Annotated in this window: 9 protein-coding genes and 2 riboswitches; all 9 genes read left to right on the top strand. The window is 65.0% G+C overall.

Going from position 1 to position 13,744, the window contains the following annotated elements; all coding sequences use genetic code 11:
• Positions 1-81: 81 nt before the first annotated feature.
• The 9 genes from NOX35_RS11090 (at position 82) to NOX35_RS11050 (ending at position 13,258) form a co-directional block, all read left to right on the top strand.
• Positions 82-1,146 carry an iron ABC transporter permease gene (locus NOX35_RS11090; protein WP_182287172.1) on the top strand — a complete coding sequence of 355 codons (1,065 nt, stop codon included), beginning with the start codon at positions 82-84 and terminating at the stop codon, positions 1,144-1,146.
• Positions 1,143-1,940, top strand: a complete 798-nt coding sequence (locus NOX35_RS11085; protein WP_256496630.1) for an ABC transporter ATP-binding protein — start codon at positions 1,143-1,145, stop codon at positions 1,938-1,940. The genes NOX35_RS11090 and NOX35_RS11085 overlap by 4 nt, the downstream gene beginning before the upstream one ends.
• Before the next feature lie 49 nt (positions 1,941-1,989).
• Positions 1,990-2,248, top strand: a riboswitch (cobalamin riboswitch).
• Positions 2,249-2,499: 251 nt separating this feature from the next.
• Entirely contained in the window at positions 2,500-4,524 is a 2,025-nt protein-coding gene (locus NOX35_RS11080; protein ID WP_256496629.1) for a TonB-dependent siderophore receptor, read from the top strand.
• Entirely contained in the window at positions 4,524-5,594 is a 1,071-nt protein-coding gene (locus NOX35_RS11075) for an ABC transporter substrate-binding protein (protein WP_342760611.1), read from the top strand. The genes NOX35_RS11080 and NOX35_RS11075 overlap by 1 nt, the downstream gene beginning before the upstream one ends.
• A complete protein-coding gene (locus NOX35_RS11070; RefSeq protein ID WP_256496627.1) occupies positions 5,591-6,412 on the top strand; it encodes a (2Fe-2S) ferredoxin domain-containing protein in 822 nt (273 codons plus the stop codon). Before NOX35_RS11075 ends, NOX35_RS11070 begins: the two co-directional genes overlap by 4 nt.
• 33 nt (positions 6,413-6,445) lie before the next feature.
• The gene (cobW, locus tag NOX35_RS11065) at positions 6,446-7,492 is read left to right on the top strand and encodes a cobalamin biosynthesis protein CobW (protein WP_256496626.1); all 1,047 of its coding nucleotides are present in this window, start codon (positions 6,446-6,448) and stop codon (positions 7,490-7,492) included.
• 62 nt (positions 7,493-7,554) lie between these two features.
• Positions 7,555-11,391: a cobaltochelatase subunit CobN gene (gene cobN, locus NOX35_RS11060; protein WP_256496625.1), complete on the top strand. Its 3,837-nt coding sequence runs from the start codon at positions 7,555-7,557 to the stop codon at positions 11,389-11,391.
• Positions 11,388-12,590, top strand: a complete 1,203-nt coding sequence (locus tag NOX35_RS11055) for an ATP-binding protein (protein WP_256496624.1) — start codon at positions 11,388-11,390, stop codon at positions 12,588-12,590. The genes cobN and NOX35_RS11055 overlap by 4 nt, the downstream gene beginning before the upstream one ends.
• A 77-nt stretch (positions 12,591-12,667) precedes the next feature.
• Positions 12,668-13,258 (top strand): VWA domain-containing protein, encoded by a 591-nt coding sequence (locus NOX35_RS11050; protein WP_182286700.1) that lies wholly within the window; start codon positions 12,668-12,670, stop codon positions 13,256-13,258.
• Positions 13,259-13,430: 172 nt separating this feature from the next.
• Positions 13,431-13,673: riboswitch (cobalamin riboswitch) on the top strand.
• Positions 13,674-13,744 lie beyond the last annotated feature (71 nt).

The raw sequence follows: 13,744 nt of genomic DNA, 5'->3' as shown, positions 1-13,744 counted from the left end.
TTTTGCCGATTCCGACGGCACCCTGCCCTGCCCGGCCTGGAGCCCCGCCCGGCTGCAGCCATGACCCAGCCGTTGACACAGATGTTCGTCCAGCAACGCCATCAGCTGAAGCTATGGCTGGCCATGTTGACGGCAGTGCTGCTGCTGTCCCTGACTCTGGCCATCACCTTGGGGCCGGTACGGATCGCCCCCGGGCAAGCCTGGCAGATCACGGCTTATGAGCTGGGTCAGCGCCTGGGCCTGGACTGGCCTTCGGGCAGCTGGAGCAGCGCCCAATACCAGATTGTCTGGCGTGTGCGCCTGCCGCGCGTATTGCTGGCTGCCCTGACCGGCGCAGGCCTCGCGCTGGTGGGCGTGGCCATGCAGGCCATGGTGCGCAATCCGCTGGCCGACCCCTATCTGCTGGGCGTTTCATCCGGTGCGTCGGTCGGGGCCGTGAGCGTGCTGGCCTTCGGCGCACTGGCATTTGCCGGCGAGCTGGCCTTGCCACTGGGAGCTTTCAGCGGTGCGCTGCTGGCCTGTGTGGCCGTGTACTTACTGGCCCATGCCAATGGAAGACTGCAGGCATCGCGACTCATTCTGGGTGGCGTGGCCATTGCCTACTGCCTGGGCGGCGTTACCAGCCTGATTGTGCTGACGGCCGATCAGCGCGAGCTGGCCAATTCCGTGCTGACCTGGACCCTGGGCAGCCTGGCAGGAACCCGCTGGCAGGAGCTGGGCCTGCCGGCCGCCCTGCTGGCGGCTGGCGTGGTCCTGCTGCTGGCACAGGCCCGCTCGCTCAATGCGCTGCTGGCAGGCGAAGAGACCGCCGCCACGCTCGGGGTGGACACCACCCGCACCAGGCGCTGGCTATTTGTCCTGGTCTCGATGGTAACGGGCGTGCTGGTGGCGCTGACAGGTCCGATCGGCTTTGTCGGCCTCATCGTGCCCCATGTCGCCCGCATGCTGGTCGGCTCCGAGCACCGGCGCGTGCTGCCTGTGGCAGCGCTCACAGGCGCCATCTTCCTGATCTGGGTCGATGTGTTCTCGCGCATCAGCTTCGCCCCCGCCGAAGTACCCGTGGGTGTCATCACCTCGCTGCTGGGCGGCCCATTCTTTGTCTGGATGCTGTGCCGCAAGAGCGTGCGGGAAAAGGACAATCCGTGAGTTCCGCACCCAGCTCTTCCTGCCTGCTGGAGGCCAGCCGCCTGCATTGGCAGACGGCGGCCGCCTCCATTGTCGAGGACATCAGCCTGCATATCCGGCATGGCGAACTGGTCGGCTTGCTCGGCCCCAACGGCAGCGGCAAGTCCACACTGCTGCGCATGATCTACCGCATGCTCAGGCCTGCGAGCGGTACGGTCTGCATAGACGGACAGGACGTCTGGCAGCGCAGCGCTCGCGACAATGCCCGCTCCATGGCGGTGCTGACCCAGGAAAACGCCAGCGAGTTCGATCTGCGCGTCTGCGATGTGGTGCTCATGGGTCGCACGCCGCACCAGAGATCTTTCGCCCGGGACAGCGAGCAAGACTTTCGCATCATCGCCCAGTCCCTGGCCCAGGTCCAGGCCCAGTCGCTGGCACAGCGCATGTTCTCCACCCTGTCAGGTGGCGAGAAGCAGCGCGTGCTCATGGCCAGGGCATTGGCCCAGCAGACCAGGCTGCTGGTGCTGGACGAGCCCACCAATCACCTGGACGTACGCCACCAGTTCGAGCTGATGAACCTGATCCGCAGCCTGGGCCTGACCACGCTGGCCGCGCTGCACGAGCTGCCACTGGCTGCCCACTACTGCGACCGCCTGTACCTGCTCAAGGCAGGTGAACTGGTGGCACAGGGCACGCCGGCCCAGGTGCTGACCGAGCAGACCATTGCCGAAGTCTATGGAGTACGTGCCCAGGTACGCATCGCCGAGCGCAGCGGCAAACCGCTGATCGAGTTCATGCCGGACGAGTTGCTCTAAATCCCTCTGCGTTTCGCCCAGGGGCTGATAAACTCTCGCGGCGCCTTGATGGCGCTTCGTTTCGGAAGGTGCTCGCTTGAAGCGAGTGAAACGGGAACAAGGTCTGATCGCAAGCTCAGGAAGCCTTGGCTGCCCCCGCAACGGTAAACAGGTCAACACACTCATGCGAGCGCATCGGCGCTTGCAGCCACTGGACATGATCCGGCCCCTCGCCTCGCGACGGTCTGCATCTTCCGGGAAGGCGAGTCGTGAGTTCAGCAATGAATTGCCTGTGAGCCCGGAGACCGGCCTGCCGATGACTCAACTCCGCCCCTCTGGGCGGTCTTTACGAAAACTGTCTGCGGGGTGCGGATAGCGGCCAGAAAGTGGATTGCGTCATGCCTGAAAAAGGCGGACCTGTCTGCGGCACAGCTATCCCTTCAGGCAGTTTCGGCCTCGTGATATGTGCTCTCATCCACAAACCTCTGCTGCTCTTCATTCCGCCCTCAACTCCAAGCCTCAGCTGCGCCATCTAGGCAGCACCGCACTCAAGCTGCTTTTGCTCTGTCCCGCCGTCGGCATGGCCCAGCAGTCCCTGCCCGAAGTCACAGTGCGGGAAAACCGTCTGCCCTCGCATGAGCTGCAGACCAGCCAGCCGGCAACCACGGCGTCCCATGTGGATGTACCCGTGCTGGACCTTCCTGCCAGTGTCAGCGGCGTGTCTTCGCTGCAGATCGACGAGCGTGCTGACTACCGGGTCTCCGACGCCGTCACCCGCACCGTAGGCCTGAGCGCATCGGGCGCCCCTGGCAATGGCGGGCTGTCTTTTTCAAGTCGCGGCTTCAGTGGAGTGAACTCCATCGGCATTGCCGAGGACGGCATCATGCTGGGCGTGGCCTCGGGCACCGTCAACTATCCGGGCGACAGCTGGGGCTATGAGCGCATCGAAGTGCTGCGCGGCCCCGCATCGCTGATGTATGGCAGTGGCACCACAGGTGCCACCATGAACGCCATCCGCAAGCAGCCCAGCCGCGAGCGCTCCACCGAAGTGCTGCTGGGAGCAGGCAGCCACGGCAGGGCCTACGCCGGCATCGGCGCCAGTGGCGCACTGGGCGAGACCCTGAGCTACCGGCTCGATGCCTATGGCGACCGCACCGACGGCGAGCGCGAGCTGGGCAAGGCCAGCAGCGGCAAGCTGATGAGCGCACTGCGCTGGACGCCGCGCAGCGATCTGACCGTGGACCTGAGCGCCGACATCAGCCAGCAAAAGCCCGAGCGCTATTTCGGCACACCCGTGGTCGACGGGCAGATCGTCAGGGAGTTGCGCAAAAAGAATTACAACGTGCTCGATGCCATCGATCAGTTCAAGGACCAGCGTTTTCGCGCCAAGGCCCAATGGCGTGCCAGTGACACGCTGACAGTTCGCAACGAGCTCTATCACTTCAGGTCCGATCGCCACTGGAAGAATATCGAGGCTTACGACTACCAGCCGGCCACTGGCCAGGTGGGGCGATCCGACTATCTGGAAATCGGCCACGATGTGCAGCAGACGGGCAATCGCATGGGGCTAGACCTCAAGGCCGCCAGCCACCAGATCGCCATGGGCTGGGACATCTCCAACGCCCAGTTCACCAGCAGCAGCAACTCGCCCTACACCGGTCAGTCCACGGTTTCGGCCTTCGAGCCGCAGCATGGCTACTGGGACAGCCCCGACGCCTATCTGCCGCGCATGAACTCCAGCATCCGCCAGAATGCGCTGTATCTCGAAGATGCCTGGAAGATCAGCGAACAGTGGCTGCTGATGGCCGGCATGCGCCGCGACTGGTATGCCTTCTCGCGCAACAATATTCAGGACGGATCGGGTTTTGACAAGCCGCTGAACGGCACCTCCTGGCGCCTGGGCCTGACTCACAAGTTCGATGCACTCAGCAGCGCCTATGTGCAGACCAGCACCGGCCATGACCCCGTCACCAGCCTGCTGTCGATTGCCCAGTCGCAATCGGGTTTCAGCCTCAGCCAGGGCCGCCAGATCGAAGTCGGCTACAAGCAGCAGCTGGCCAATGGGCGTGGCGAATGGACCGTGGCGGCCTATCGCATCGTCAAGGACGACATCATCACCCGCGACCCCGATCGTCCGGCACTATCGGTTCAGGGCGGCAAGCAGTCGTCCAGGGGGCTGGAGCTGACCGGCCTCATCCATGCCAGCAAGACACTGCGCTTCGAAGGCAATCTGTCCTATGTGGATGCAAAGTTCGATCGTCTGCTCGAAGGCAGCAAGGGGGTGGACCGTACAGGCAACCGCCCCAGCAACGTGCCGCGCGTGACGGCCAACCTCTGGGGCCACTACCGCACCGGCCCATGGCAGGCTTCGCTGGGCCTGCGCTACGTGGGCGACCGCTTTTCCGACAACGCCAACACCACCCGCCTGCCCTCTTATGTAGTGACCGATGCCGTGCTGAGCTGGGATATGAACCCGCGCACCACGCTGCGTCTGGTGGGCCGCAACCTGACCAACCGCCTCTACGCCACATCGGCCCAAAGCAGCAATCAATGGTTGCTGGGGCGCGGCCGCAGCGTGGAGCTGTCCGCTGTGATGCGCTTCTGATGCTGCGCAGGCCTGTTGCCATGCAAGCTCTTGGCTTGAATCGCCCCTGCGCCTCGGCGCTGCTGGCCGCCTCGCTGCTGCTGGCCGGTTGCGACAAAGCACCCGAGCCGCAGGCGGTTGCAGTATCGACGCGCCAGCATCGGCCAGCGCTGGAGTTGCCGGTGTGTGGGCAGACCGTGCGCTATGACAAGGTTCCCCAGCGCGCCGTCACCCACGACGTCAACATCACCGAGAGCTTTCTCTATCTGGGCCTGGGCCGGCGCCTGGTCGGCTACTCGGGCATCCCCTCCAGCAAGGAGATCAGCCCCCAGCTCAAGCCCTGGCTGCAGCGCCTGCCCGATCTTTCATCCCAGGGCCTGAATCTGGAGGTATTGCTGGGCGCCGAAGCCGACTTTGTCTTTGGCGGCTGGAGCTATGGCTTTCGCCAAGGTGCAGTGACCCCGGAGCGCCTGGCCAGCCACGGCATCGCCTCCTATGTGCTGTCCGAGTCCTGCATCCGCGTGCAAAAGCGCGAGCGCATCGCACTGGACGATGCATTGCTGGACATGGAGAACATCAGCCGCATATTTGGCGTCCTCCAGCAGACCCAGCCACGCATAGACAAGCTGCGGGCCTCCCAGGCCCTGCTGCGCCAGCAGATGCAAGGCAATCGCACGGCGCCGCGCGTCTTTGTCTACGACAGCGGCCAGGAGATTCCCGTCACCGTCGGCCACTTCGGCATGCCGCAAGCCATGCTGGACGAAGCCGGTGCCAGCAATATCTTTGCAGACCTGAGCCAGAACTGGCAGCGCGGCAACTGGGAAGACGTGATCGAGCGCGACCCCGAGTGGATCGTGATCATTGACTACGGCCAGCCCGATGCTCAGGGCAAGATCGACTTCCTGCTGCAAAAAAAGGAGCTTGAAGCGGTTTCCGCCATTCGCAATCGCCGGTTCTTCGTGATGAGCTATGCCGAGGCCACGCCCGGCCCGCGCAATATCGAAGCCGCGCAGCGCCTGGCAGCCGCCTTGCACCCCGAGCGCAAGATCAGCGTTCAGCGCGTGGAGTTTTCTGCAGGAGAGCTGCCGTGAAGGCATCCCTTGCCATGCAACAGCTCGCAGACGCACAGACAGCGGCGACGACGTCGCTGTCCATCATCCTGCTCAGCCGTGGCGGCGCATATAGCGCGGGCCTGACAGAGCTGAACGACCTGGCCGCACGGCTGGAAACGGCCATGACTGCTGCGGGCAAGCCTGTGCAGCAGGTGAGCACCGCCTATGTGGACCGCGCCCAGCCCACGCTGAACGAGGCGCTGGACCTGTGCGCCACCTCATGGACCATCCTGATCCTGCCCGTGATGGTGCCCGACGAGGCGTCGCTGCGCCGCTGGCTGCACAAGCTCATCATGCGCTGGCGTGCAGCACGTGATTCCTCACAGCCCTCACCGCGCCTGGTTTTTGGTCAGCCGCTGTTGCAGCTGCCCGGGCTGACCGAGCTACTGGCGCGGTCCGTGGAAGAAGCACTGCGCCAGCCCGATGTGCCCGAGGTGCTGGGCGACGATCCATGGGAGCACGACCCCAAAGGCTGGTCGCTGGTGCCCGAGCACCGCCATCATGTGCTGTGGTGCGTGGGCCCGCGCTGCGCTGCCAAGGGAGCGCTGCAGCTATGGCCCACGCTGACGCGCACGATACGCGAAACCCCGGGACTGAAAAGCCAGCTGCAGCCGCTGCAGACCGGCTGCCAGTACCCCTGCAACCATGGTCCGCTGATGATCGTCTACCCCGATGGCGTCTGGTACGGTCCCATGGATGCCGACAGCATGCTGGCCACTCTCACGGGCCATGTGCTGCATGACCGCGTCAATGCGGAACGCCATGTCCACGGGCCGGTCGCCTTGAAGCGCCCCTGATTTCTCTTGCTTTCCTCTACCGGAGATAGATCCATGCAAACCACCAAGATCCCCGCCACCATCGTCACCGGCTTTCTCGGCAGCGGCAAGACCACGCTCATGCGCCATATCCTGGAACAGGCCAGGGGTCTGCGCGTGGCCGTCATCGTCAACGAGTTTGGCGAACTGGGCATTGACGGCGAAATCCTCAAGACCTGCGCCATAGGCTGCAAGGAAGAAGGCGGTGCCGATGGACAAATCTACGAGCTGGCCAACGGCTGCATGTGCTGCACCGTGCAGGAAGAGTTCTTCCCCGTCATGAAGGCCCTGGCCGAACGCCGCGCCGACATTGATGTGCTGCTGATCGAAACCAGTGGTCTGGCCCTGCCCAAGCCCCTGGTCCAGGCCTTCCAGTGGCCCGACATTGCCAATGTCTTCACCGTCGATTCCGTGGTCACCGTGGTCGACACGCCCGCTGCGGCTGCCGGCCAGTTCGCCCATGATCCGCATGCCGTCGATGAACAGCGTCAGGCCGACCCCAATCTGGACCATGACGCCAGCCTGCATGAGCTGTTCGAAGACCAGCTCTCGGCCGCCGACCTGGTGGTGCTGTCCAAGGCCGATCTGGTCACGGCCGAACAGCTCGGCCAGGTCCGTGCCCTGGTGGCAGAAGAAGTACCGGCCAGCGTGAAGATGATCGAAGCCGTGCAGGGCCAGGTGCCGCTGAACGTGCTGCTGGGCCAGCATCGCGCCGCCGAGCTGTCGATCGACGACAAGCACAGCCACCACGACCATGACGAAGACCACGACCACGATGCCTTCGACTCCCTGCACCTCGACCTGGGTGCCGTGGACCGCGAGCGCCTGATGCAGGCCCTGCAGTCCATCGTGGAGCAACATGGCGTGCTGCGCGTCAAGGGCTTTGCCGCTCTGCCGGGCAAGAAGATGCGTCTGCTGGTGCAAGGCGTGGGTCGCCGCTTCGATGCCTATTTCGACCGTGCCTGGGCCGAGGGCGAAGCTGCAGCCACGCGCCTGGTGTTCATCGGCAAGCAGCTGGACGCCGCCGTGCTGCGCCAGGCCTTGCTGGGCGCACAGGCATGAATCCAAGCAAAATCAGCCTCAATCGCTTTACTGGCAAGCGGATAAAGCTATCTTTTTGAATCATGCACCTGCTCAGCTCCCGCCCTGGCGGCTTTGTCGAAGACGACAGCATCATCACCCGTCTGGACCAGACGCCTGCCGATATGGTGGTGCTCAGTTCCGCCGACACCACGCTGTCGCTGCTGGCCGATGCCTACCGGATGTGGCTGCAGGCCGAGCCCCAGGCCACTGGGTCCGTGCCCACGCTGCGGCTCGCCAATCTGCTGCATCTGCGCCAGAGCGCCTCGCTCGATCTGTATATCGACGAGGTGCTGCAGCATGCCAGGCTGGTCATCGTCGACCACCTGGGAGCCGAGTCCACCTGGCCCTACGGCATCGAGCAGCTGCAAAAGCTGGCGCGCCGCAAGGGCCAGAAGCTGGCCATGTTCTCGGGCGACAACCAGGAAGACCCGGAGCTGCTGGCCAAGGGAACGCTGGAGCCCGAGCAAAGCCGCGCGCTGTGGCAATATCTGCGCGCTGGCGGCCTGGGCAATGCGCGCGAGTTCCTGCGCATGGCGGCAGCCTGGGGCCTGAACCAGGGCCGCGAGGGCGCGCCCGTGCGGGTTCTGCCCCCCGTGGCCGTGCATGTGCCACAAAGCTGGCTGGCTGACGATGCCGGGCATCTTGCGGGCCTCGACGACCTGCAGGCACGCTGGCAGCCCGGCGCCCCCGTCGCCATGTTGGTGTTCTACCGCTCGCATCTGCTGGCGGCCAATACCGAGGCCTTCGATGCCATGGCTAACGCCCTGCTCGCGCGCGGCCTGAACCCACTGCCGCTGGCTCTGGAGTCGCTCAAGGACGGGCTGTGTCTGCAGACGCTGCGCTCCCTGTGCATCGCCCACCAGGTGCAGATCATCCTCAACACCACGGCATTTGCCGCACTGGGAGAGCATGCGCGCACGGGTGAAGTGGCCGACGCGCTGGCGGGCGACATCCCGGTGCTGCAGGTGATTGCCAGCGGCAGCAACCGCGAAGACTGGTTGGCCGACAGCCAGGGCCTGCGCCCGCGCGACATTGCCATGCAGGTGGTGCTGCCCGAAATGGATGGCCGCATCATGACGCGCGCCATGAGCTTCAAGGGCCTGGCTCATCGCTGCGAGCTGACGCAAGCCGACGTGATCAGCTACCAGGCCGAGCCCGACCGCATTGCCTGGATTGCCGAGCTGGCCTGGCGCTGGTGTCGTCTGCGCAGCAAGCCCGCAGCGCAGAAGAAAGCCGCGCTGATACTGGCCAACTACCCGGGCAGCGAGGCGCGCATGGGCAGCGGCGTGGGCCTCGATACGCCGGAATCCGTGATCGCCCTGCTGGATCAGCTGTCAGTTGATGGCTGGCAGCTGGGCGATGCCGCTGCGCGACCCGACTCCGGTCTGGCTCTGATGGGCCTGCTGCAGCAAGGCATTGCCAACGACCCCAAAAAATGGCCTCTGCGTCCCGCGAGCCAGGGCTATTCGCTGCAGGCCTATCAACAGCGCCTGGCAAAGCTGCCCGGCGATATGGCCCAGGCCATAGCCGAGCGCTGGGGTGCACCCGAGCAGGACCCCATGCTGCGCGATGGCTGGTTCATGATTGCCGGCCTGCAGCTGGGCCATGTCTTCGTGGGCATACAACCCGCGCGCACGCTCGATGGACGCAATGACTACACCAGCTATCACGACGCCGAGCTGGTGCCGCCCCATCACTACCTGGCGTTCTACTTCTGGCTGCGCGATGTGTTCGGCGTGGACGCCATGGTCCATGTGGGCAAGCACGGCAATCTGGAATGGCTGCCAGGCAAGAGCCTCGCACTGTCGCAGCAATGCTGGCCCGATGCCATCCTCGGCCCGCTGCCGCATATCTATCCTTTCATCGTCAACGACCCCGGTGAGGGAGCACAGGCAAAGCGCCGCAGCCAGGCTGTCATCATCGACCATCTGATGCCGCCGCTCACGCGCGCCGAGAATCACGGCCCCATGCAGGAGCTGGAACGCCTGGTGGACGAATACTACGAAGCCTTGCTGGTCGATCTGCGCCGCTCCGGCCTGTTGCGCAAGCAGATTCTGGACTGCGCCAGACGCCAGGATCTGCTGCGCGAACTCGGCCTCGAAGCGGCGGACGCGCAGCCCGATGCCGACGAGCAACTGCTGGAGCGCATCGATGCCTATCTGTGCGAACTCAAGGAAACCCAGATCCGCGATGGCCTGCATATCTTCGGCCGCTCCCCCCAAGGTCAGTTGCGTGAATCCACCCTGGTCTCACTGGCGCGCTATCCCGGCAATGCCGGCAGCGAGCAGGGCCTGCTCAGCGCACTGGCAGCCGACCTGCTGCCGGCCATGGACTGGAACCCCCTGGACATGGACGCCGCAGCCCCCTGGAACGGCCCGCGCCCGGCCGAGCTGCAGCAGCAGGATGCCGGCAGTTGGCGCCACGGCGGCGATACGCGCGAGCGGCTCGAGTTGCTGGCCCTGCAGGTCATTGCCCGGCCCGAGCTGGCCCGCGACTGGCCGCACACCCAGGAGGTGCTCAGACGCATAGAGCAGCAGATTGCACCGTCACTGGACGCCTGCGGCCCGCAGGAGCTGCGGCAGTTCTCGCGTGCACTGCAAGGGCGCTTTGTGCCGCCCGGGCCCAGCGGCTCGCCCTCGCGCGGGCGCTGCGACACCTTGCCCACAGGGCGCAACTTCTACACCGTGGACACCCGCGCCATCCCCACCCAGACCGCCTGGGCGCTGGGACAACAGTCCGCTCAGCGCGTGCTGGAGCGCTATCTGCAGGAACATGGCGAATATCCGCAGGCCATCGGTCTTTCCGTCTGGGGAACGGCCACCATGCGTACCGGGGGTGACGATATCGCCCAGGCCTTTGCCCTGATCGGGGTTCGCCCCAAATGGGCGGCCGGCAGCCAGCGCGTGACCGACTTTGAAGTCATTCCCGCCGTGGGGCTGCGTCGCCCGCGTGTCGACGTGACGCTGCGCATCAGCGGTTTTTTCCGCGATGCCTTTCCCAATGTCGTGCAGATGTTCGATGCCGCAGTACGTGCCGTGGCCGAACTCGATGAGGACGCCGAGGACAACCCTATCCGCGCCCGCATGCTGCGTGACACGCAAACCGCAATGGACCAGGGCCTGAGCGCCGACGCGGCCCGCGAACAGGCGCTGTGGCACGTTTTCGGTGCGCCCACCGGCAGCTATGGAGCCAGCATGCATGAGATGCTGCGTACCGGCCAGTGGACCGACGCGGGCGACTTTGCACGCCACTATCTGCACTGGGGAGCCTACGCCTACGGCCAGCAGGCCGATGGCGTGCCGGCCCGCGCCGCGCTGGAGCGGCGTCTGCAGGCACTCGATGTGGTGCTGCAGAACCAGGACAGCCGCGAGCATGACCTGCTGGACTCCAGCGAGTACTACCAGCATCAGGGCGGGATGGTAGCAGCCGTGCGCCATCTGGGCGGCAGCGACCCTGCCATCTACCATGGCGACCATGGCAATCCTCAGTCTGCCAGGATTCGCTCCCTGGCCGAGGAGATCGGCCGCGTGGTGCGCGCCCGCGTCACCAACCCCAAGTGGATTGCGGGCGCCATGCGCCACGGCTACAAGGGCGCCTTCGAAATGGCGGCCACGGTGGACTATCTGTTCGGCTTCGATGCCACCACCGCGCTGGTTTCGGACCAGCATTACGCCATGGTCACCCAGGCCTATGTGGAGGATGAGAACGTGCGCCAGTTTCTGCGCCAGCACAATCCACAGGCGCTGGGCGATATCGTCTCGCGCCTGCTGGAAGCCATAGACCGCGGCATGTGGGAGCAGCCCGGCGAACATCACCAGAGCCTGCTGGCCCAGATGCTGGAGCACGAAGAATTCATGGAAGGACAGGTTTCCCAATGAGCCCGAACCACGATCTGACCCCCGTATTCCCACTCTCTGCCATACAGGGACAGCCCACCCTGGTACAGGCCCTGTTGCTGGCCGCTATCGAGCCCCAGCTGGGCGGCGTGCTGATTCGAGGTCCGCGCGGCACGGCAAAGTCCACGGCAGCACGTGCGCTGGCGGATCTGCTGGCACCTGCGCCTTTCGTCACCCTGCCGCTAGGTGCCTCCATCGAACATGTGACCGGCAGTCTGGACTTGTCCAAGGCGCTCTCAGGCCACGAAGTGGACTTCGCTCCGGGTCTGATCGCCAAGGCGCACGATGGCGTGCTCTATGTCGATGAAATCAATCTGCTGCCCGATGCCATCGTCGATGTGTTGCTTGATGTGGCGGCCTCCGGCATCAATCGCATAGAGCGCGACGGCATCTCGCACAGCCATGCCGCGCGCTTTGTGCTGATCGGCACCATGAACCCCGAAGAAGGCATGCTGCGACCACAGTTGCTGGACCGGCTGGGCCTGTGCGTGCAACTGGACAATGCCAATGATCCGCAACTGCGCAGCAGCATTGTCAGGGCCAGGCTGCGCTTTGATCAGGACCCCCAGGGCTTTGCCCGATCTCATGCAACCGAGCAACAGGAGATTCGCCAAAGGCTGGCGCAGGCCCGCAGCCGTTGTCGCAATGCCTCGGAGCTGGCATGGAGTGATGACGTCCACGAGGCCGTGGCCCTGCAGTGCATTGCTGCCCAGGTCGACGGGCTGCGGGCCGACCTGGTCATGCTGCGCGCTGCACGCGCCCTGGCGGCCTGGCAAGGCAGTCAGAGCATCACGCCCGCACATGTGGCCGAAGTCGCGCCACTGGTGCTGCAGCATCGCGCTGCCCAGCCAGACCCGGGCAGCGCCAGTCAGCCCCGGCAGACACCGGCCAGCACACCGCCAGCCGCGCCCGCAGCCCAATCCGGCAAGGACAGCAAAGACCGCGTAGAGCCTGGTACCCAGGTGCCAGCATCCCATTCGCCGGCCATCGGCGAGCCCGGCGCCACCAGCTCCTTGCCTCAAGACACAGGTCCGGGCCTCGAACAGCCGCCTCCCGGCTGGGGGCAAGCTCGGGCCGTGAGCAGCGTCGCATTTGAGGCTCAACAGGCCGACGCCATGGCGCAGGCAGCCCTGGAGGCCCTGGCCGCAAAAAAAGCCCGAGCCTCCGGTCCGCTGCGCTGAGCGCCGGCCGGAGGCAAGTCGGCTCAGAAAACCATGGCCTGGCCCTGGCCAGCCACGCCGCACCCAGCATCCTCAAGATGCCAGGGGCATCGATTGACTGGACTGCTACCCTGCGCCAGCGCCAAGGTCAGCCGCTGGCCTCCGCACATCTGCGCTGGCGCCAGCCGGAGGGAGCTGTACCCAGGCAACACCTGTTCCTGCTGGACTGCTCGGCCTCCATGGTGGAGAGCGGTGCGTTTGCCCAGGCCAAGGGTCTGCTGCTGCAGTGGCTGCGCCGGGCCTATCTGCAGCGCGAATCCGTGGCCCTGCTCTGCTTCGGCGCAGGTCGGCTGCACTGGCTGCTGGAGCCCGCGAGGGCGCCACGCTGGAATGCCGATCTGATCGAGCCGCTGCGCGGCGGTGGCGGCACGCCGCTGACCCAGGCCCTGCAGGCAGGCTGGCAGATGGCGGCCAGACACTCCCGGCAACCGTCCTGCCTGTGGCTGATCAGCGACTTCCGCAGCCCCGATGTGCTGCAGCTGGAGCGCGGTCCCGTACCTGCCTTGACACAGATTCTGGTGGACTGTGAAACCGCTGCGGGCCAGAGCAGACGTCTGTTTGGCGGCGCCGAGCGACTGGCAAAGGTCTGGCCGGACACCCTGCGACTGCCGCTGAAATTCGCCCAATAAATGACCCCGACCCTCTAACAGACAAGCGCCAATAGCCATCTATTTTGATAATCATCAAACAGGGCATCACTGCGGCCCGCCTGCTCGCCTGATCGATATACGGTCACCGTACAGACAGCAGGAGAGCTACTGCCAAGCCGATGAATTGGGCCGGGTGCATCAGGTTATCGCGTAAGATCGCGCCACCACAGGTGCCTCATGGCGTGCTTTTGCACGCGGAGGTGAAACGAGAAGCAGGTGGATGGAGTTCTCCCATCAATCCTGCACTGCACCCGCAACGGTAATCAGAGATATGGAGATGCAAGCTCTGGCCCACGGCCATGGCAGCCACTGCGAAAGCGGGAAGGCGCATCGATATGCCACCCTCAGGTGGGCTCTGTAAGTCCGGAGACCGGCCTGATGTGTACAAGACGCAGCGGGATTGCATGTGGCTTGTGATATGTCCGTGCCTGCGCGCGGCTCATCACCTCTTCATTTTCCCTCTGC

The organism is Comamonas sp. C11 (assembly GCF_024496285.1).
In the GTDB taxonomy this organism is placed as follows: domain Bacteria; phylum Pseudomonadota; class Gammaproteobacteria; order Burkholderiales; family Burkholderiaceae_C; genus Comamonas; species Comamonas testosteroni_F.
Note: the sequence above shows the minus strand (reverse complement) of the source record. Positions and strands in the feature narration are given on the sequence as shown.